The following is a 20,227-nucleotide window of genomic DNA, read 5'->3' as shown; positions in this document are numbered from 1 at the left end:
TATGACAGAGGAACAAAAGTCCTTTATGAAAATGGCCATAGAAATTTCCAGATCTGGAATGCAGGCTGGAAAAGGTGGTCCATTTGGATGTGTGATTGTTAAAGATGGAAAAATTATTGGGTCAGGATCCAATTCTGTGCTTTCGACCAATGACCCTACTGCACATGCTGAAATTGTGGCCATCAGGGATGCATGCAAAAACCTTGGAAACTTCCAGTTGGAAGGTTGTGAACTTTATACTTCTTGTGAACCCTGCCCTATGTGTTTGGGTGCCATCTATTGGGCAAGGCCTTCAAAGGTTTTTTATGCCAATACCAAGAAGGATGCAGCAGAGGCAGGTTTTGATGACCAATTCATTTATGAAGAACTTAAACTTCCTTATAATTTGAGAAAAATTCCATTTGAGCAGGGAATGCGGGACTCCGCTAAAGAGGTATTCCAGGAATGGGTATTGAAAGAAGACAAAACCTTATATTAACTAAAAACTGCAAAATCATGAAAAAGGCAATCATTTTTATTGTAAGCATTGGTATTTTGGCCTCTTGTGCCAAAGAAAAGAAAATTGAAGAGCGTTATCTCTATGAAACCGACAAGGTTGTAGATATTGAAACCGGAGATGAGTACATCATGGAAGAAGAGAATGAAATCACAGTGGTACACAGTGATGGTACCAAAGAGGTCATTCCTATTGAAGAGGCACCCTTTTACGGCAGTACTTTTTCAGATGATTATCTGAGATACCTTGAAGAAAAAATGCAACAAAGGAAAGAAAGAATATTGGAGGCAAAAAAGAATCAGATCAAAGAGGCAAGAAGATCAAGGTATGCTTCCATTTCAAATGAGGAATTACTGAAACAATTCCAGCAGGCGCATAAAGATGGCCTAGACATGAGCAGGCAAATGGACATGATCGCGGAATTGATAGACAGAGGTGTGGTATCCTCTGAAGAGGCCCCGGATCTTTTGGAAATTTCCCCCGAACTGATTGACTTCGATATTGAACTGGAAAAACCAATAGAAAATTAAAAAACAAGCTGTTGAATAATAAAAAAAGGTTTTGGGATTTTCTCAAAACCTTTTTTTAAATGTGATGAAAATCACCTTTTTTAAAATTTTAAGGTGGTATTTTTAGAGGAACAAAAATAAACCCTTTTTACCATGAGCCACTTTAAAATATTGATTATTGGCGGTGGGACTGCCGGAATTACTGTAGCTGCCCAGCTGAAAAGAAAAGACAAATCGCTCTCAATTGGTTTAATTGAGCCATCTGAAAACCATTATTACCAGCCCGCCTGGACACTGGTGGGTGCAGGAACTTATAACTTTGAAAAAACAAGGCGGAAAGAAGCTGACTACATCCCAAAAGGCGTAGAATGGATTAAAGACTTTGCCACTGAAATACAACCTGAAAAAAATTCAGTCAGTACAAAATCATCCGGAACCTTCACTTATGATTTCCTGGTAGTTGCTCCTGGCCTGGTCATGAACTATGACCTGCTCCCTGGCCTTAAAGAAGCAATGGAATCAGATTATGTAGGGTCGGTATATACAGACCCCGAAAAATTCTGGAAAATCCTTCAAAATTTCAAAGGAGGAAATGCTGTTTATACCCAAGCAAATACTCCAATAAAATGTGGGGGAGCCCCACAAAAAATCATGTACCTTTCTGAGCATTTCTTTAGAAAAAAAGGAATCAGAAAAGATGCTAATGTCATATTCGCAACGCCGGGTACGGTTATTTTTGGGGTAAAAGAAATAGCCGAAACATTGACCAAAATTATTCAGAGCAGGGGCATTTATTTCAAACCCTTCTATGCCCCAATAAAAATTGACGGTCAGAAAAAAGAAATTACATTTAAATATATCAAACCGGATACGGAAAATTTAGAATCCGTAATAGATCCAAAGCTTGCGGAAAAGGTGACCGGGGACCATGAAATCACCATAAAATATGATCTCTTGCATCTTGCACCTCCTCAACAGGCTCCGGAATTCATCAGAAATTCATCTTTGGTCTATCAAGAAGGCCCACATAAAGGTTGGCTGGAAGTTGACATCAATACCCTACAGCACATGAAGTACCCCAATATCTTTGGCCTTGGAGATGTGGTAGGCTTACCCACAGCCAAAACGGGGGCTGCTGTCAGAAAACAGGCACCTGTGGTGGTTGGAAATATTCTACAACTGATAAAGCGGGACAAACTGGGCACCAAAATCTACGAAGGATATTCTTCCTGCCCCTTGGTTACCGGATATGGAAAAATGGTACTTGCGGAATTCAAATACAATAACGTCAGAGACAGTGATCCACTGATATCCAAATTTGTAGACACTACAAAAGAACAGTTTTCTATGTGGCTTCTGAAAAAATATGGCCTTCCATTTATGTATTGGAACTTAATGCTAAGAGGCAAAGCATAAAACAGCAAATCCCAGCACAATGAGCAGACATCCCATCGTTCTCATGAACATGGGATGTTTTTTTATTCCAATAATGTAATTTTCCATCGAAAATCATTAGCTTTTTACCTAATTGCCTTATATATAAATCTTCATGAGAATTGCGTTTTTTCTTTGTTTTTTCCTGATATCCACCCATTCATTCTCCCAAACTTTGGTAATTAGGGATTGGGAAACCAAAAAGCCACTGGAGTTTGTCACAGTTACTGACATGGGTGGTAAGATACAGGCTATTTCCAATGAAAATGGCGAGGTGGATCTAAGTGATTTTTCCAAAATTGAAAAATTGGAAATCAGGCTTTTTGGGTACAGGAGTCAAACAAAAACCTATTCCCAGATCCAGGAAGAGAACTTCAGGCTCTTCCTCTACCCAAGTGTGGTAAATCTGCAACAAGCGGTAGTATCTGCTACAAAATGGGAACAAAACAGGCAGGAAATCCCTTCCAAAATCTCCACCATAACAAAGGCCAACAGGGAATTGCTTAATCCCCAGACAGCCGCTGATTTACTGGGAATTTCAGGAGATGTCTTTATCCAAAAAAGCCAACAAGGTGGAGGTAGTCCCATGATCAGGGGATTTTCTACTAACCGGTTACTTTATTCTGTGGATGGGGTTAGGATGAATACGGCCATTTTTAGAAGCGGGAACCTTCATAATGTCATCTCTTTAGACCCTTTTGCCATAGAAAGTACAGAAGTATTCTTCGGTCCTGGATCCATTGTTTACGGAAGTGATGCCATAGGAGCAGTGATGAGTTTTCAAACCATTAAGCCGGAATTGGTGGATACAGGGGACAAGAAGATTCAAGGCAGTCTAACTTTAAGAGGAAATACAGCTAACAATGAAAAAACAGGGCACCTACATTTGAAATACGGAGGTAAAAAATGGGCTGGAGTAAGTAGTTTTACCCGGTACGATTTTGGGGATTTAAGAATGGGCAGTAAAGGACCTGAAGAATTCCTCAGGCCTGTTTTTGTGGTGAGAACAGATGGCACAGATAAGGTTGAGCCCAATCCTAAACCGCTTATTCAGGTGCCTACAGGATATCAGCAAACCAACCTGATGCAAAAATTGAGGTACTCGCCCAATGAACAATGGGATGTACAATATGCATTTCATTATTCTGAAACATCTGATTTCCCACGATATGACAGACTGATCCGATTCAGGCCAAATGGATTGCCCCGATCTGCCGAGTGGTTTTACGGGCCCCAGATCTGGATGATGAACCACCTTAAAATTAGTCAACAAGGAAAGAGCAAAATTTATGATCAAATGACCTTGAGTCTCTCCCAACAAAGATTTGAGGAGAGCCGGATTGATAGGAATTTCAATGATCCCATTAGAAGGACCAGAATTGAAAAAGTAGATGCTTTTGCCGCAAATTTGGATTTTCTTAAAGAATGGACTGAAAAAAAAGAAACGAAATTATTTTATGGCGCAGAAATAGTCACGAACAAAGTAAACTCAAGCGGAACAGATAAAAACATTCTTACAGGAAATATCAACCGTGCTGCTTCAAGATATCCCAATGCCAATTGGAGCTCTCAGGCCTTATATGCCAATTTCCAACAGCGTATTTCTTCCAAATCCCTGATCCAATCAGGAATCAGGTATAACAGATTTAGCTTAGATGCTGACTTTTCCCAAAACCTGGAATTTTACCCCCTACCCTTTTCCAGAAGCAAAAATCAAGAAGGCGCCCTGAATGCCAGTTTGGGATGGGTTTACACGCCTCAGGAAAGCTGGATTTTCCACGTCAACGCTTCTACAGGATTCCGGGCCCCTAATGTGGATGATATCGGTAAAGTTTTTGATTCAGAACCCGGAACCGTAATGGTACCCAATCCAAATTTAAAAGCAGAATATGCTTACAATCTGGAAGTAAATGCAGGAAAAATCCTTTCTGAATCCGTCATGCTGGATTTTACAACCTATTACACGAGGCTGGACAATGCTTTGGTCAGAAGGAAAGCTACCCTAAACGGCATGGACAGCATCATCTATGATGGGGAGTTAAGCAGGGTACTTTCTCTTAAAAATGCAGCGTTTGTAGAAATCATAGGCCTGCAGGCTGCCCTGGAAATCAAGTTTGATACCCATTGGAGTTTTTCTTCCAAACTGAACATACAAAAAGGCACAGAAGAAACAGATGATGGAACAAGAAGTCCTTCAAGACATGCGCCACCAATATTTGGAGTAAGCAGACTTGAATATAAAAATGCCAAACTCCGAATTCAGTTGTTCAGCGAATATGCAGGGAGCTTCAGTTTCGAACAATTACCTTTGGAAGAAAGGGGAAAACCCGAACTCTATGCCATTGATCAAAACGGCAACCCATTCAGTCCTTCTTGGGCTACCATTAACCTGATGGCCAAATATCAGCTTCACAAATTATTTACTGTAAGTTCAGGATTGGAAAACATCACAGATGTCAGATACAGAACCTATAGTTCAGGTGTTGCTGCTCCGGGAAGAAATTTTATCCTTTCATTAACTGCTAATTTTTAGTACCTTAAGTGATCCTGGTCACTGATAATTCATAACAAAACCGTAAATTTTCAATAAAAAATGCTTAAACACTCCATCCTCCTTTTCCTTCTATTCATCAGTTCGCAGCTTACAGCACAAGTAGTATCCAATGAACCCCATCAGATCATCTTTCAATTGGTTGATGGGGACAGTACGACCCATTCCAAATTTATACGTCAGCTCAACAATATTTTGGAGGCGGCTCCTAATGCAAAAATAGAGGTAGTTACACACGGCATGGGGGTAGATTTACTCAAAATAAAGAACAATCCTTTTGAAAATCCATTGAAACAACTCAAGGAGAGGGGAGTTGAATTCGTTGTTTGTGAAAATACACTAAAACAAAGAAACATGAAGAAGGAACAGTTCCTTCCTTTGGCCGGATTTGTACCATCGGCTATTCTTGAATTGGTAATGAAGCAGGAAAAAGGCTGGATTTATATCAAGGCAGGAGGATAATTCTTTAAAAACCTAAAATCCGCAGGATTTTAGTTTGGAGATTTGAATCTGCTTGTTTGTGTTCATTTTTGGTCTAGTTCGGGAATTTCTTCCCTTTGATTGAAGAGTGTTCATAGTTTTGAGACAATGGATTTTAGGTTTGAGGATAAAATGGACGGTTTTTTTCCTCAATTTTAATGGAAAAGGCATACCTCTTCCCTGTAAATCTTTATTTTTTGAGCTCCTGAGGGGTTTTTATCTGAATTTAGTTCAAAATCGGCTTGTAATCCTTACTCGTGAACAGTTTGAGCACTTCTCTTCTTCCCGTTCTTATCCACTTGGCTGAAACAGTGATAAATCTGAAGATAAACTTCTTGAGCCTGTCGGTAGGCTTAAGCCAATCAACTTTTCTGGAATACTCTCCAATGATATAGGTGTAAAAATTGGCATACATAGCCGTCATAAGCATAAAGGAGGTATTCTCTGCAAGGAACGAACAGGGCAACTTAGACCAGCCAAAGTCATTGTTGAGTACATCAAACAAGCGTTCGCTTGCACCCCGGGCGTTATAAAACCTTACAACAGCTTCATTGGACGATGTATGTTCATTGGTCAGAATAGCCCTGTAAGTAAATGCATCTCCACTAAACACATCTGCCTGCCCGTCTTTACGCCTGATTCTGGTAATGACCAGCCTGTAAGACCTGTCTTTACCGAAAGGTTTGTAGTCGGATAGGTCAGTAACTTCCATTTCCTGTACACCCAAACGTATTTTCTGCCACTTCTCAGGGGCTATACTTCCAAGGATATTATCCAGTTTGGCACATCTGTTTGCCCGTATATAAAAGCTTTCGGTATGTGCTTCCAGTGTGCGGAGAACTTCTTCCTGATAGGATGCTGAATCGGCTCTGAACCTTCCGATACGGATATTTTCATTGGTAAGCTGCCCAAACATGCGTGTAAGTGTATCAGCCTGCAAATATTTGGCCTGACTGTTGCCATTTCTGCCCTCTACGTACACAGGAATGGCCTGTGAAAATTCAGGATGTGCTATGGAAGCTACACCTGGCTGATATCCATAGACGTGTTTATATGTCTTTTTTGAATCGTACTTTTCAGTTGGAATGACGGTGTTGTCATAATCGAGGTCGTAAGCAACACCTGACTTGAGTAATCCGGTCTTACAAGCTGATTTTAACAACAAGCTGTTGAGTTTTCCATTGATATTAAATTCATGGCTTACTCCACTGGACGGATTTATAAAGAGTTCTGTATCAACAGCAAGCTCTTTGATACCTCTCAGAATTGTATCGGCACTGCATACTGAAAATGAAGGGACCTGTTCAAGTGCGTCTCTCAAGTGAACATTGATATCTTCAGTACAGTCGCCACCATTAAAGAAAATAGCCATATGATTGGCGAAAATGTCACTGTATGAAAACCCTCCCCTTAAGGCTCTAACCCCCAATTGATTATCAATGAGTTCTGGGAGACCAGAATTTTTGAAAGAGTTAAAAACAAAATTAAAACCTCCGAAAGGTGTGATTTTTTCTGTCGAATTCGTAATTTTCATACCGCTTATCAAGGATGTGTGGTAACACCTAAATAAGTGAAAAAAAAACGAGCCGGAAAAGCCTGAATTGAATAAATTCAGCCACTTTTTCGGCTTTTTTTAAATCCGCCCTGCGGATTTAAGGAAAAATCCGATTATATTTGGTTGAATAGAACAATATCCTCTATAGATCTTGTCCCATTAACCAGTTTATAAATGGATTATTTTGAGAGTTTGGCAATAGAAATCGGCCCGGTAAAATCGGCGTTATTGGCAACGACATTTACCTGGTTACTGACAGCTTTGGGAGCCTCATTGGTGTTTTTCTTCAAAACCATCAAAAGATCTGTATTCGACACCATGCTTGGTTTTACCGGTGGGGTGATGATAGCCGCCAGTTTTTGGTCTTTATTGGCCCCAAGCATAAAAAATTCAGAGCATTTATACCCTGACCACCCCTGGATTCCTGCTGCTGTTGGTTTCCTTTTTGGAGGTTTGTTCATTTACAGTCTGGACAAATTTATGCCCCACCTACATATCAACTTTGGCAAAGAAGAATCGGAAGGGGTGCCGACCCAATTTCACAAGTCCACTCTTTTGCTTTTGGCCATTACCCTGCACAATATTCCCGAAGGACTTGGCGTAGGTATTTTGTTCGGGGCAGCTGCCCATGGGATCGAAGGGGCTAGTTTTTCAGCCGCTATTGCCCTGGCAATTGGGATAGGCATACAAAATTTTCCCGAAGGGCTTGCCGTGGCTATGCCTTTAAGGAGGCAGGGGGTTAGCAGGAGAAACAGTTTTTGGTATGGCCAGCTTTCAGCCATTGTGGAACCTATTGCCGGAGTAGTTGGGGCTATTGCTGTCATCCACATGCAAGAAGTATTGCCTTATGCACTATCATTTGCTGCCGGAGCTATGATTTACGTGGTGGTGGAAGAGGTAATTCCTGAAACCCAAAGGGACAAATATACCGACTTGGCCGTATTGGGTTTCATGGGAGGGTTTACCATTATGATGATCTTAGATGTGGCTTTGGGGTAAATCCTTACGGTCATATCCTATTCTCAGCCAAGATAGGTTCGGGTTCAATATCAGTCCTTCTCTTTAAACCATAACCTTCGATAGCAAATTTTCGGATATGCTCCTCCATTTCATCAACAGAATCTGTCAGTAGGAACAGATCAAGATCCTTCTTGTCGATAGTCCCGTATTCCGCAAGGTGCTGGATATATTCATAAAGGTGCTTATGAAAGTCTGAGCACATCAGGACAATCGGAAATCTTTTCATTACCCTTGTCTGAATCAAAGTTAAGGCCTCAAAAAATTCATCCAAAGTACCAAATCCCCCCGGCATAACAACAAAAGCAAAACTATACTTAGACAACAATACTTTTCTCACGAAAAAATATTTAAAATTCATCCACTTATCCAAATAGGGGTTGGGGCGCTGCTCAAAAGGCAGGATAATGTTACAACCGATGGATTTACCACCCACATTCTTCGCACCCCTATTGGCTGCTTCCATAATCCCTGGACCCCCACCTGTCATCACAGCAAACCCCATTTCACTAACCCTCTCTCCCACTTTTACGGCCAACTGATAAAAGCGGTCCTTTTCTTCAAATCTCGCAGAGCCGAAAACAGTCACACAAGGTCCAATAAAATGCAACATCCTGAATCCCCGGATAAATTCAATCATTACTTTGACCACCATTTTAAATTCTTTCCATCTGGTCTGTGGTCCGGCAAAAAACGCCTCCTCTTCCGGATTGACAAGGGGAGAAAATGATCTGGGTTTTTCTTTAAGCATGACTTATAAAATTAAAATGATGGTATAAAAATAAGAGATTTGGAAATAAAACGGCAAATTATGGAGGTTCAGCATACAGAACCGGATCTTTTTAATTAAATTATTCCAATAATCCCCTGCCATGAACAGAAGAGAATTCATCCAATCCAGCTCCTTGGCTTTCATGTTCACTTTGAATATGGGCCATATTCCCCTTATGGAAAAGGAAAGCAGACTAAGATTAGGAGGGCCTATTTTCCGAAAAACGCAATCGCCGGAAGAATGGGCCTTAGCCGTTAAATCCTATGGCTACAGGGCTGCTTATTGTCCATTAAGTATAGGTGCTGGTTTGGAAGAAATCAGAAAATATGAGTTGGCCGCCAAAAAGCACAACATCATCATAGCAGAAGTAGGTGCTTGGTCAAATCCCATTAGCCCAGACCCCAAAACAGCTTTTGAAGCCTTTGAAAAATGTACCAAATCCTTACAGCTGGCGGATGAAATCGGGGCAAACTGCTGTGTCAACATTGCCGGATCAAAAAATAAGGAAAATTGGGCAGGACCCCATCCTGAAAATTTTTCCAATGAAACATTTGATGCAATTGTAGAAACGACCCGGAAAATCATAGACGAAGTTCAGCCAACGCGTACCTTTTTCACCCTGGAAGCTATGCCTTGGATTTTCCCAGAATCCCCCGATAGTTACCTCAGGTTAATTAAAGCCATTGACAGAAAAGCCTTTGGAGTCCATCTGGACCCCGTAAATATGGTAGTCAGCCCGGCCGTTTTCTTTAATAATGGAGAACTGATCAAAGAATCTTTCAAAAAGCTGGGCCCCTACATCAAAAGCTGTCATGCCAAAGACCTGGTAATAAAAGAAAAAACCTACATGCCACAGTTTGATGAGGTTATTCCGGGAAGAGGACAAATGGATTATAAAGTTTTCTTACAAGAACTCAAAAGATATCCGGATATTCCATTAATGATGGAACACCTGAGTTCAGAGGAAGAATACAAAGAAGGGGCTGATTACATCCAGAAAATTGAACAATCAGCCTGAGGAGTCAATCCAAAATTATTTGTCTGAAACGATAATTTAAAAGGCTTAAAAAATCACATATTGGAGTAATTCATGAAATTTTGTATCGAATAAAAAACTTAACATCGCTTTTTCAGGACAAAATTCTTCAGTTTTGAAAAATCAGGTCACTACAACCACATCCAAGACACAAAAAAACACATTTATGAAAAAAACGGTTAATTTCTTAACCATGTTTTCCGTTTTTTACACCTTTCATAAAAATAACGGTTAAAATTAAGGGTATAAAAAAAGGAGTCTTCGTAAAAGACTCCAAATGTGGGTTTATTTGTAACTGACTACAGCCGTATAAACTTTGGGAATTCTGACGCTCCTGACTTCGACACTGGGACACCCAAAATCAAAAACCGAACATTTTTGCGAGTTTTTGTTGACTTTCGTTCAAAAGCAGGGTCTTTCTCAGCTTTTTACCTGAAGATTTGAGCTGTATTTCAACAGTGTAAATCCCTTTTGCTATTTCTATGGCTTTCTGAGGAGAAAGTTTTGGTCCTTTTTCCAATTACTGCCTTTCCAGTTCCTTAAACACTTTGTAAGCGACGAATGCGATGCTTATATGTGCTTCGATCCTGCGTTGTTTATAATGGAAAACAGGCCTGACTTTGATTTCATTTTTGGTTATCCTGAAGGCCTTTTCTATTTTCCAAAGGTTGTTGTAATTCTCAATGACCTCGTCTTTGTCAAGGTTTGTGTTGGTAATATACCCTTTGAGACCGTCCCATTTCCCATCCTGTTCAAACTTTTCAATATCAAGGGCAATCTTTACCTCCCCTTCCATTTTAAGATACTTGTTATAGCCCCTGTTGTTGATGTGGCTTTTGTTGAGCTTTCCTGATTTTAACTGTTTCTCGAGCTTTTTAAGACCTTTCTCCCTGTTGATCCTGTCTTTTTTGGCTCTTCTGTCTGAATAACTGACAACCATTCTGAGCCCGTCCTCCCAATCCAGCAGCCTGCTCTCGCCGTTTTCAAGTTCAAAAGCCAATATCCTCTCTTTACTTTTATCAGGGGAAGCTTTCAGCCTTGCTCCCAGAATAAACTCGTAACCGTTGTCCCGTAACTCTTTTACATTGCTTTTTGACAGTAAACCTGAATCGGCAACAACAATCGGAGCAGGTAAGCTATACTTCTTTCTAAAAGCTTCTATCACAGGGATCATCGTATGCCCTTCAAACTTGTTTCCCTCAAAAATCTCATAAGCCAGAGGATATCCCTCTAGTCCAACCAGCAGACCCAAAACAATCTGTGGATTTTGATGCTTTCCCTCCTTGGAAAAACCACTCTTTCTAAGATCATCTTCATGATCCACTTCAAAATAAAGCGTAGTAACATCATAGAAAACGATATTGATACTCCCTCCGAGTATTCTCTTGGTATGTTCAAAGCTGATCAGCTGGACCGTTTCCTTATAGTTGTTGTAAAGCTTGTCCATGTACCTGTAAAGGTCCTGAACCTGGAATTCGAGGCCGTGGTAGGTGAGCAGGTAATCACAGGTTTTCAGCTTGCTGGCAGGAAAACAGATCCTGGAATATACCAGCCACCTGAAGATATCATCTTGGATTGCGCTGAACCCAATATCATTGAAAATCCTGTCCAAAAGCAGCTCGGTACCTGAAACAGTGATGTTTTCAACACTTTCCAGAACAGAATCGGCAATCCGTTCTTCATCACTGAAGGGGATTTCAAGTGCTCCTTTATGGTTTTTTATCCATTCCTCCCCAAGAATAAAAAGTCTTTCAACCTCAGATCGATCAGAACTGCTTCCGATCGTTTTTACAACCTTGCTTTTACCTTTGATCTTCTCAATTACCTGAACACTGATCTTGCCACTTTTATTGGGTTTTCTCCGAACAAACATGCCTAAAAGTACAAAAAACCACCCCGGGACACCCAAATTGAGAATCTGAAAATTATAATGATCTATATTTCAATACTTTATGTAAAAATGGGACTGACGACTGTCGAAGTCAGGAAAAAGGAGTCTTCGTAAAAGACTCCAAATGTGGGTTTATTTGTAACTGACTACAGCCGTATAAACTTTGGGAATTCTGACGCTTTTTGCGTTTTTTCACTACCAAAATTTTTTAAACTTAAAAAATATCAACGAAATCACCATAAAACTTATAAAAAATTTTTAGGATTTTTTTCCAACGGCAAATATTAATTTGCCTAATCATTCCTCTCTTTACGAATAATTTGCCAAGAAGGATTAGAGTAACTTGAGAATAGAAATATCACAGATCCTCATCCCAGATTACAAAATTGACCATTCAACATGCGACTATCTTAAGCCTCAAGAGAAAAATTTACAGGATAGAACGATTAAGCGTTTTGCCCCCTAAATTCATTGCACTTTTTTGATTAAATTGTTAGCAAAACCCACTGTTATGAAGAAATTTATTATCCTCCTGGTCGTACTCTTTTTTCTTTACTGGCTGGGAACAATGACTGTCCCAACCATCATAGAAAAAGGAAGTAATCCAGTCAAAGAACAAGCACCCTATAAGGTGTCCCAACAGGCTTTGGAGCTCTATCAATCTTTTGACTTTGTCGCGGATCTCCATTGTGATGCGCTTTTGTGGGGAAGAAACCTTACTGAAAGAGCCTATTACGGACATGTGGACTTCCCTAGGATGCAGGAAGCCAATGTCGCCATGCAGGTTTTCACCATTGTCTCCAAATCCCCTAGAGGACAAAACATGGACTTCAATAAAGCGGATACACAGGATAATATTACCCTTCTGAATATCGTGCAGGGAAGGCCTATTTCTAACTGGTTCAGTTTGATCAACCGCACCCTTTACCAATCTACCAAACTTCAGGAATTTGCCGACAATTATGGAAAAGATTTCATATTGATCAAATCCAAAGCAGACCTGGAGAAGCTTATTGAGGCCAGAAAAACAGACAGGAATGTCATTGGCGGTTTATTGGGCATTGAAGGAGCCCATGCCCTGGAAGGCAATATGCAAAATCTTGAAAGGGTCTATGAAGCTGGTGTAAGACTGATAGGCCCAGTGCACTTTTTTGACAATGAACTCGGCGGATCGGCACATGGGGAAAGCGGAGATGGTCTGACAGAATTTGGAAAAGCAGTCATTAGGAGGATGAACGAACTCAACATGATCATCGATCTCGCCCATGTCTCCCCCAAGATGTTTGACGACATCCTGGATGTATCACAAAAACCGATAATGGTCTCCCATACAGGAATCAGGGCGGTCCTTAATTCTCCCCGAAACCTGAGTGATGAGCAGATCAGAAAAGTGGCAGAAAAAGGAGGTATTATTGGTATTGCATTTTTTGACATGGCCGTAGGACCCGATGAGATCAAAGGGATAGTAGCCAGTATGAAAAGGGTGAAAAACCTGGTAGGCATACAACATGTAGCATTAGGCTCAGATTATGATGGCAGTGTAGCGGTTCCTTTTGACATCACAGGACTTCCCATTATTGTGGAGGCCTTGCTCCAAGAAGGCTTTACTGCAGATGAAATACGGGCCATCATGGGAGAGAATGTCAAAAGATTTTTATTGGAAAATTTAGGATAATGGAAGAAAATCAGATTCATAAGGTATATTCACTTTGGGGAAATACACAAAATTATCTAAGGGAATTTGTTTACGGCGGCATTGATGGTGCAGTGACCACCTTTGCAGTGGTAGCAGGAGCAGTAGGGGCCAATTTTGAACCGGCAATCATTATCATTTTAGGATTCGCTAATCTTTTTGCAGATGGTTTTTCCATGTCTGTAGGCGCCTATCTATCTGCCAAATCAGAAAAAGAACATTATAGAAAACACCGCAAAATTGAATATTGGGAAATAGAAACCGTTCCGGAAATGGAAAGAAAAGAAGTGGAAGTCATTTACCGCGCAAAAGGTTTTGAAGGGAAACTATTGCAGGACATTGTAGATGTCATTGTTTCCGATAAAGACCGTTGGGTGGATGAAATGATGAAAAATGAACTGGAAATGATCCCGGACTACAAGAGTCCTCTCAAAATTGGCCTTGCCACATTAATTTCATTTATAACGGTGGGGTTTATACCATTGATCATTTATGTATATGACTACTTTCAGGAAGTATCATTTGATAAATTTTTCTGGACAAGCTTTTTTACCGGCCTTGCCTTTGTTTTTGTGGGTTGGCTCAAAAGCTTCGTAAACCAAACGGATACATTCAAAAGTATATTGGAAACCCTCATATTGGGATTCGTTGCCGCCCTAGTGGCATACTATGTGGGAGATTTTCTTGAATCCCTGATTGTGAATGGAATTTAAATTATTCAAATATCAAGTTAGTCGCTTCGAAATCTTCTGCTCACCTTCAGGAAAAAACCTCTGATTCAAAAAGCTGGATGTTTCTTTCACTTCTCTTTTTGGTTTTGAAAGATTGCTCCTTAACATAGACCTGCACATTCTCCTCCCTGAGTTCCAAAACCTCATCATAAGGTCCTCTTGGTGAAATCAATTTGACAAAAATGGGAGCAGTCTCTAGGGCAATAAAGAGTAAAAGAATAAAATAATTGGCCCATTTGATAGCCTCGCTTTCCTGAGTCAATGCATATAGTGAATCCAAACAGGCGGCCAAACCATCAAAGCTCTCAATTTGGGGAGCTCTTTTTAAAAATTCTGCTTCCCTGAAAGCCATTAACCTGCTGATCTCTGCTTCTAAAGTGTCTATTCTTGCCTGGTTGGATAACCTGGTGCCATCCAATTCCTTTTGGGCAGCATCAAGCTGCTGCTCTTTTTTTCGGGCATTGCTTCCCAAGCCTACAATTCCGCTTGTCCCATCTGTTTTGGTACCGAATCTTTCAAAATCATACTCCTGTTGCAATTTATCCCTGAAGGCTATGGCTTTTTCAGTTTCAGCTTGGATACTATCCTTTTTTGCTTCCAAAGATTGGATCTCCGGAAAACCTTTGTCTATGGCCAATTTACTTTGGGCTATCATTTCCATTTTTTTCTCATCCAGTTTGCGGTTGATCTCCTTCTCAAAAATCTTCAACTCCAAAGGCCTTGAAATTACAATGGCCAATAGCACCGCAAAGACCAACCTTGGAAATGCCATTTTCCATTCGCTCCAAGCTTTGTTTCTTTTCCTCATACTGGAAACTATAAACCTGTCGAGGTTAAAAATCATCAAACCCCAGACCAAGCCAAAAATGGAGGCAATAAGCAAGGAGTCAAAAACTGTATAAAGGGCATATCCTGCTGCCAGGGACGCAAAAAGGCCGGTAAAAAATACTGTTCCTCCTATTCCAACATATTTATTGGTCTCAGTAGGTAAACGCTTCAATAAGGGCACATGGGCTCCTGAACAAAACCAGAAGAAACGGGTGATTGTATGGATTTGCATAGCTATGGAATTTCTAATCAGTTGGCCAACAAAAAACGAACTAGAAAAACAGAACCATCTGTGTTTTGACAAAAATCTTTTCAACTGCAACCAAAACACAGCAATAAAAAAAATTGACGGGGTTTTAAGCGGAGCATTTGAAACAACTCAATTTGATATCTAAAAAAAGATTGTAGCCAACAATGCGTTAAAAAACCAAAAACGGACATTCTGTGTACGGTTTTGAGGCAGGGCATTTTTGACTTAATTTTAGAAAAAATAAATCTGACCATGAGAAAATTAGTATTCCTGTTTTTAATTATACAGACAGGGTTAGCGTTTCCTGTATTTTCCCAATCGAGGCCCTATGAAAAAGAAGTCAGGGAGCTGAATGAAAAATACCGACAGTTACCTTGGCAGAAAGGAGGCATTGTTTTTACGGGCAGTTCAAGCATCCGCCTTTGGAAAACTTTAGAAAAGGACTTTCCTAGAAATTCAATTATTAATACCGGCTTCGGAGGTTCTCAAACCCATCACTTATTGGAATTTATTGATGATTTAGTGATCCAATATTCCCCGTCAAAGGTTTTTATATATGAAGGCGACAATGACATCCATGCGGGAAAATCAAGTCGGCAAATAATCGAAGAACATTTTGAGATCATCTCCAAAGTAATGGAAAGCCTTCCAGATGCCAAATTCTATATCATCAGTGCCAAACCCAGCCCCTCCAGATGGGAATTGAAAGGGGCTTATTTGCAATTGAAGCAGGAAATGCAACAATTCTGTGCTTCCCAAGACCAGGTCACCTTCATTGATGTCTGGACACCTATGTTGGACAAGGCAGGAAATCCCAATCCCAAACTTTTTGTGGAAGACAATCTCCATATGAACGACAAAGGCTACAAAATCTGGAAAAAGGCTATTAAGCCTCACATGAAATAACCAGCCAAGCTAACCATCACACCATCCTCAAATTAAAAATTATGTCAAGAGCAAATCTAATCAATCTCGGTATCCAGATCGTCCCAAAAAGCAAAACCTTGGACAGTTACGCCCTGGTAGATAAAGCAATAGAAGTGATCCGAAATTCAGGGATCAAACACGTGGTTACACCGTTTGAGACCGTTATGGAGGGAACGCAGGAAGAATTGATGGCTATTGCACAACAGGCCCAGCAGGCCGTCATGGATGCAGGTGCGGACGAAGTGCTGGTCTATTACCGCATACAGGTAAGGAAAAATGAAGATGTAACCATAGGGGAAAAGACGGATAAGTTTAAATCAATTTGAGCAAGAAGAAGCATTAAAATGAAACAAATCCCGTCATTTTTTTATTAATTTATAGTCAAGAGGTTCATTTTGTATCAAATATACCTAAAAACCAGTCTTTTTATGCTTAAGTACAAATATCATTACCAATCCCTTCTGCTTATTTTCTTGTCCATTTTACCCCTTTTGAGTTTCGGGCAAATCAAATCAATTTATTACAATGTACTGGCCAATGAATTGAATAATAGTAACCCTATTCCCTCTGAAGAACCATTTTTCGTAAAAGGTAGACTTCCATCTGGAATTGAGATGGTCAAAGTATCCGTCAATCGTGCCGGAAAAAATGAAAACCGGGCTATTTTTTACGAATGGAAGAAACCTTTTGATTTTGAGGTTAGTGAATATGAACTCTTTATTTCCAATCCTCTGAGAAATAATGAACGCTATGATTTCGAATTCTTTTTTTATGGCAGGGCCGAGGAGCAACAAATGCAAAAGGTCATGACTGCCCTACACCGAAACCTTGAGGCCTACATTAGGGCCAATATGGAAGTCAAAAGCAATGGCATTAAAACCAACCATTCAGATCCTGTACTCTTGTCCCAAATGAATCAAATTGTAAATGATGGACTAAGGGACTATCAGCACTTTTTAGGCCGGGAATTTCAGGGTTTCAGCGAAATCGTACGGCAGAAACTCGATCAAAAAGAGCGCTTGAAGTTAAGAAGAGCCCGCTTCAATGTCCTGGGAAGAAATAGAGAGGACAATGCAAAAGCAGCCTATGCAGAGCAATACATTCAGGAATTGATCCAATTGGTGCAAAATGAAAGTAGCCAATATCTGGACAAAAGCCTTCTTGCCTTGGTAGACATCAGGACCATTTCCAACTACCCCACTGAAAAAAGGGCAAATGTTCTTCCCCTCAATATTGGGTATGCCACTATCCCCTTGAAAAGAGAACTCCCAACTACAGAGTACCTCCACGGTCCTTATGTAGGACTGTCCCTCCCCTTGGGCAACAAGGCCTTCACGAAATTTCTCGGAAATGCATCTTTTTCCACAGGGATCTTTTTGACCAATTTTGAAAGCAGCCAGGGAGACCGTGTAACGGGTGATTTGATAGGTCTGCCCATCTATGCCGGGCTTGGGTATAAAATGTTCCAAGTGTTTAGATTGAATGTAGGTGCGGTGATGTTAAATGTTGAACCGGCCAATAACATCAGCAGCTCCAATACTTTCATCCAGCCTTTTGCTGGAATTAGTCTGGAGTTCAATTTATGGTTGGGGCTTAAAGAAAGGAGGTAAGGATGCGCCGGATGCTGACTTTTCTTTTCCTGTATTTTTTGATTCAACTTGCTTCTACTGCTCAGCAAAAAGACTTTAAATGGAGATTGGGCCTTAGTGGAGGCTACACCAATTATTATGGGGATCTGAGCCCGCATACCGTGCGTGGTATTTCCAATTGGGACGCCATCCATCATTTACTGTATTTTAACGAAAACTATTTTGACAGACCTTCTTTCAAAGTCAGTCTTGAGCGACAGTTAAGCCCTACGATTGGATTGATGTTAAGCTATGGTCAATATCAATTTGCCATGAGCGACAGGTATGTCAGAAGGGATGGAACACTTTGGACAGAAGCCCCTAATTTTGCGAGAGGGTTGAATTTCCAGAACAACACCCGTGATCTTGGATTTTCTTTTGTCATTAAATCAGACAATGACAAGTTTCTTCCTTCAAGGTCTTTAATTGCACCTTACTTTACAATTGGTTTTGGAATCTTAGATTTTCAGGTCAGAGGTGATCTTCTGAATGACCAGGGACAGCGATACAATCATAACTCTAATCAAATCATTCACAATGGCATTTATGAAACAGACCTTCATGCTTTAGTGACCGAAAATGGCTATGATTTAAGAACGCCCTACACCAATCTTGGATTGGGATTTAGAATAAAACTGGGTCCGAGATTAGAACTTTTTGCGCAAACAGACCTGATTTATAGTTTTTCGGATTACTTGGATGATGTAAGTGGCAAGTACCGGACTTCATATGACAATGACTTTCAGGCTTATGCTTCCAGGCCGGGAACCAATACAGTTGACCCCAATAATCCTTTTCGGGGAAACCCCAATTTAAGGAATGACTGGATCCTCTATCATGGGGTAGGTATCAGGTTTAACTTTGGAATTAGCAAGCGTGCCTTCCAAGCGCCAAGGATAAGCACATTCCCCCATCAAGCGCAAAATTCCAGTCCACTTACTTTTCCATCCCCTCCAAATGAGCAACAAGTAATTGAGAATAAAGGAGCTATTAATATCGAGGAACGTTTAACCATTCTGGAAAATCAGCAAACCTGGTTAAACAGGAAGGCTGACAGCATTTCTTACCGTACACAAGTTTTGATCTGGGATTCTGAAATCAATAAAAGAGAAAACAAACTTAGAGCAATTGACAACCGAAGGAAAACCTTATTGGATATTTCAAAAACCTTCCAGAATCAAATGGATGATCTTCAAATGAACAAGCACTTGGAAGAAAGCCTGAGAGATTCTTTGCTTAAAGCATACCGGTTCAGTGATTACAACCTGCGCTATAGTCTCGATTCCATCAGCAGAAGAGAAAAGGAATTCAAAACCGAAATTGACAGCATTGGCCGATTGAAATCCAATTACCACTTACTGACCGGTCAGTTTTTTGCAACAGCAAAGGATTCAACTTATTCTGAATATGCTGATAACAGACCTATGGGTCAGGGCCAAGCCAAAAGATCAATAAATACTTCTGAAGGACCAACTTACGCTGGCGCAGAAGAAAGAAGGGGAGTTTCCCAGGTTCAAAGAAGCGCAACAGAACCAAGAGAGGAAAGGAGAACCGATGCGAATTTTCAAAGAGAGGGCAGCAACACGGAAGAAATGAGAAGGTTGCAACAAGAAAACCAATACCTGAGGTATCAAAGGGACCAGCTCCTGATCAATCAATCATATCTTCGTCAGGATAGATCAAGAAACAACACTAGACCTGATAGGCTAGTTGTTATCGACAGGGGAATGCGCAATGACCGGATGGTCGTGGAAAACCAATCGCAAAATCAAGGTAGAAAGCGATGGTGGTGGCCATTTGGTGCAGCCGGAGGAGCTGTTGTAGCTGCAGCTGTTATAGATAATGAAGACTCCAATCCAAAAAAAGTTGACGACACGCCATTTGTGGTAAGGGGTAATGAGGAACTGATCATACCAGAAAGATTTTCCCTTAATACTAATCTGGCTGACAGCCTTAGCAGAATTGACCTGGGTGCTATTTTCCGGAACAGCTCACCGGATAATCTTGTCCAAACACCAAGCAGAGAAGATACGCTGGTCAATCAATTTACTTTGGGCAGACAAGAGGGTATTCAACTACTGCCACCTAAAATAATGGTCTTTTTCCAAACCAATCAACGGGAACCTGATGAGGTAGAATTAAGAAAATTAGCAAGCTTGGTGGATTTTGTAAAAGAAAATGAGGGTTTTCAAATCGTGCTTTCCGGCTTTGCAGACAATACCGGAAATATCAATTACAACCTCAAACTTGCTGATGACCGCATGCAGGCTGTGGGCAAAGCTTTAAAGGAAAACTATGGACTGGAAGCTTCACAAATACGGTTTGAGCAAGGAGGCCAGGTTATCCGCGGGACACAAAGGGTTTCCAATGATCAGGATCGGCGGGTAGAAGCCAGGGTCGAACCAACAAATCTCCCATAAGATGAATTC

General features: G+C 40.6%; 16 protein-coding genes and 1 pseudogene. 13 read left to right on the top strand and 4 right to left on the bottom strand.

What is annotated here, in order from left to right; all coding sequences use genetic code 11:
* The first annotated feature begins 1 nt into the window (after position 1).
* The 5 genes from BC751_RS08670 to BC751_RS08650 all read left to right on the top strand — a co-directional run bounded on the left by BC751_RS08670 (position 2) and on the right by BC751_RS08650 (position 5,452).
* Complete coding sequence (locus tag BC751_RS08670; protein WP_130275201.1) at positions 2-478, top strand: nucleoside deaminase; 477 nt, start codon at positions 2-4, stop codon at positions 476-478.
* 17 nt (positions 479-495) lie between these two features.
* On the top strand, positions 496-1,026 hold the full coding sequence (locus BC751_RS08665; RefSeq protein ID WP_130275200.1) for a hypothetical protein: 531 nt from the start codon (positions 496-498) through the stop codon (positions 1,024-1,026).
* Positions 1,027-1,158: 132 nt separating this feature from the next.
* Positions 1,159-2,421, top strand: a complete 1,263-nt coding sequence (locus BC751_RS08660) for an NAD(P)/FAD-dependent oxidoreductase (RefSeq protein ID WP_130275199.1) — start codon at positions 1,159-1,161, stop codon at positions 2,419-2,421.
* A 133-nt stretch (positions 2,422-2,554) separates the two neighbouring features.
* The gene (locus tag BC751_RS08655; RefSeq protein WP_130275198.1) at positions 2,555-4,972 is read left to right on the top strand and encodes a TonB-dependent receptor; all 2,418 of its coding nucleotides are present in this window, start codon (positions 2,555-2,557) and stop codon (positions 4,970-4,972) included.
* Positions 4,973-5,032: 60 nt separating this feature from the next.
* The gene (locus tag BC751_RS08650; RefSeq protein ID WP_130275197.1) at positions 5,033-5,452 is read left to right on the top strand and encodes a DsrE family protein; all 420 of its coding nucleotides are present in this window, start codon (positions 5,033-5,035) and stop codon (positions 5,450-5,452) included.
* Between the two features lie 244 nt (positions 5,453-5,696).
* Here BC751_RS08650 and BC751_RS08645 read toward each other — a convergent pair whose 3' ends face one another.
* Positions 5,697-7,004: an IS1380 family transposase gene (locus BC751_RS08645; RefSeq protein WP_130273823.1), complete on the bottom strand. Its 1,308-nt coding sequence runs from the start codon at positions 7,002-7,004 to the stop codon at positions 5,697-5,699.
* 195 nt (positions 7,005-7,199) lie between these two features.
* Between BC751_RS08645 and BC751_RS08640 the strand changes: the two genes are divergently transcribed.
* A complete protein-coding gene (locus BC751_RS08640; protein WP_130275196.1) occupies positions 7,200-8,024 on the top strand; it encodes a ZIP family metal transporter in 825 nt (274 codons plus the stop codon).
* Between the two features lie 10 nt (positions 8,025-8,034).
* Here the strand turns inward: BC751_RS08640 and BC751_RS08635 are convergent, their stop codons facing one another.
* On the bottom strand, positions 8,035-8,793 hold the full coding sequence (locus BC751_RS08635) for an LOG family protein (RefSeq protein WP_130275195.1): 759 nt from the start codon (positions 8,791-8,793) through the stop codon (positions 8,035-8,037).
* A 121-nt stretch (positions 8,794-8,914) separates the two neighbouring features.
* On the opposite strand from BC751_RS08635, the gene BC751_RS08630 reads away from it, so the two are divergent.
* Positions 8,915-9,832, top strand: a complete 918-nt coding sequence (locus BC751_RS08630; protein ID WP_130275194.1) for a sugar phosphate isomerase/epimerase family protein — start codon at positions 8,915-8,917, stop codon at positions 9,830-9,832.
* A gap of 379 nt (positions 9,833-10,211) precedes the next feature.
* On the opposite strand, the pseudogene BC751_RS08625 reads toward BC751_RS08630, so the two are convergent.
* Positions 10,212-11,723, bottom strand: a pseudogene (locus tag BC751_RS08625) (IS1634 family transposase).
* A 529-nt stretch (positions 11,724-12,252) separates the two neighbouring features.
* Here BC751_RS08625 and BC751_RS08620 point away from each other — a divergent pair.
* The gene (locus tag BC751_RS08620) at positions 12,253-13,416 is read left to right on the top strand and encodes a dipeptidase (protein WP_130275193.1); all 1,164 of its coding nucleotides are present in this window, start codon (positions 12,253-12,255) and stop codon (positions 13,414-13,416) included.
* On the top strand, positions 13,416-14,147 hold the full coding sequence (locus BC751_RS08615; protein ID WP_130275192.1) for a VIT1/CCC1 transporter family protein: 732 nt from the start codon (positions 13,416-13,418) through the stop codon (positions 14,145-14,147). Before BC751_RS08620 ends, BC751_RS08615 begins: the two co-directional genes overlap by 1 nt.
* Positions 14,148-14,193: 46 nt before the next feature.
* Here the strand turns inward: BC751_RS08615 and BC751_RS08610 are convergent, their stop codons facing one another.
* Positions 14,194-15,225, bottom strand: coding sequence for a DUF4407 domain-containing protein (locus tag BC751_RS08610; RefSeq protein ID WP_130275191.1), 1,032 nt, complete (start codon positions 15,223-15,225; stop codon positions 14,194-14,196).
* A 270-nt stretch (positions 15,226-15,495) separates the two neighbouring features.
* On the opposite strand from BC751_RS08610, the gene BC751_RS08605 reads away from it, so the two are divergent.
* The 4 genes from BC751_RS08605 (at position 15,496) to BC751_RS08590 (ending at position 20,218) form a co-directional block, all read left to right on the top strand.
* Positions 15,496-16,149 (top strand): GDSL-type esterase/lipase family protein, encoded by a 654-nt coding sequence (locus tag BC751_RS08605; RefSeq protein WP_130275190.1) that lies wholly within the window; start codon positions 15,496-15,498, stop codon positions 16,147-16,149.
* Positions 16,150-16,190: 41 nt separating this feature from the next.
* Positions 16,191-16,496 (top strand): thiamine-binding protein, encoded by a 306-nt coding sequence (locus BC751_RS08600; RefSeq protein ID WP_130275189.1) that lies wholly within the window; start codon positions 16,191-16,193, stop codon positions 16,494-16,496.
* Between the two features lie 102 nt (positions 16,497-16,598).
* The gene (locus BC751_RS08595) at positions 16,599-17,780 is read left to right on the top strand and encodes a hypothetical protein (RefSeq protein ID WP_130275188.1); all 1,182 of its coding nucleotides are present in this window, start codon (positions 16,599-16,601) and stop codon (positions 17,778-17,780) included.
* A 2-nt stretch (positions 17,781-17,782) separates the two neighbouring features.
* The gene (locus BC751_RS08590) at positions 17,783-20,218 is read left to right on the top strand and encodes an OmpA family protein (RefSeq protein ID WP_130275187.1); all 2,436 of its coding nucleotides are present in this window, start codon (positions 17,783-17,785) and stop codon (positions 20,216-20,218) included.
* The last annotated feature ends 9 nt before the right edge of the window (positions 20,219-20,227 follow it).

Origin of the sequence: Cecembia calidifontis, assembly GCF_004216715.1 — a bacterium.
Taxonomy (GTDB): domain Bacteria; phylum Bacteroidota; class Bacteroidia; order Cytophagales; family Cyclobacteriaceae; genus Cecembia_A; species Cecembia_A calidifontis.
Note: the sequence above shows the minus strand (reverse complement) of the source record. Positions and strands in the feature narration are given on the sequence as shown.

Bases quoted from the DNA above. Each gene is read 5' to 3' on its own strand.
- BC751_RS08635 (WP_130275195.1), bottom strand. From the start codon at position 8,793: ATGCTTAAAGAAAAACCCAGATCATTTTCTCCCCTTGTCAATCCGGAA.
- BC751_RS08665 (WP_130275200.1), top strand. From the start codon at position 496: ATGAAAAAGGCAATCATTTTTATTGTAAGCATTGGTATTTTGGCCTCT.
- BC751_RS08650 (WP_130275197.1), top strand. From the start codon at position 5,033: ATGCTTAAACACTCCATCCTCCTTTTCCTTCTATTCATCAGTTCGCAG.
- BC751_RS08590 (WP_130275187.1), top strand. From the start codon at position 17,783: ATGCGCCGGATGCTGACTTTTCTTTTCCTGTATTTTTTGATTCAACTT.
- BC751_RS08600 (WP_130275189.1), top strand. From the start codon at position 16,191: ATGTCAAGAGCAAATCTAATCAATCTCGGTATCCAGATCGTCCCAAAA.
- BC751_RS08610 (WP_130275191.1), bottom strand. From the start codon at position 15,225: ATGCAAATCCATACAATCACCCGTTTCTTCTGGTTTTGTTCAGGAGCC.
- BC751_RS08640 (WP_130275196.1), top strand. From the start codon at position 7,200: ATGGATTATTTTGAGAGTTTGGCAATAGAAATCGGCCCGGTAAAATCG.
- BC751_RS08670 (WP_130275201.1), top strand. From the start codon at position 2: ATGACAGAGGAACAAAAGTCCTTTATGAAAATGGCCATAGAAATTTCC.
- BC751_RS08645 (WP_130273823.1), bottom strand. From the start codon at position 7,004: ATGAAAATTACGAATTCGACAGAAAAAATCACACCTTTCGGAGGTTTT.
- BC751_RS08595 (WP_130275188.1), top strand. From the start codon at position 16,599: ATGCTTAAGTACAAATATCATTACCAATCCCTTCTGCTTATTTTCTTG.
- BC751_RS08630 (WP_130275194.1), top strand. From the start codon at position 8,915: ATGAACAGAAGAGAATTCATCCAATCCAGCTCCTTGGCTTTCATGTTC.
- BC751_RS08620 (WP_130275193.1), top strand. From the start codon at position 12,253: ATGAAGAAATTTATTATCCTCCTGGTCGTACTCTTTTTTCTTTACTGG.
- BC751_RS08655 (WP_130275198.1), top strand. From the start codon at position 2,555: ATGAGAATTGCGTTTTTTCTTTGTTTTTTCCTGATATCCACCCATTCA.
- BC751_RS08660 (WP_130275199.1), top strand. From the start codon at position 1,159: ATGAGCCACTTTAAAATATTGATTATTGGCGGTGGGACTGCCGGAATT.
- BC751_RS08615 (WP_130275192.1), top strand. From the start codon at position 13,416: ATGGAAGAAAATCAGATTCATAAGGTATATTCACTTTGGGGAAATACA.
- BC751_RS08605 (WP_130275190.1), top strand. From the start codon at position 15,496: ATGAGAAAATTAGTATTCCTGTTTTTAATTATACAGACAGGGTTAGCG.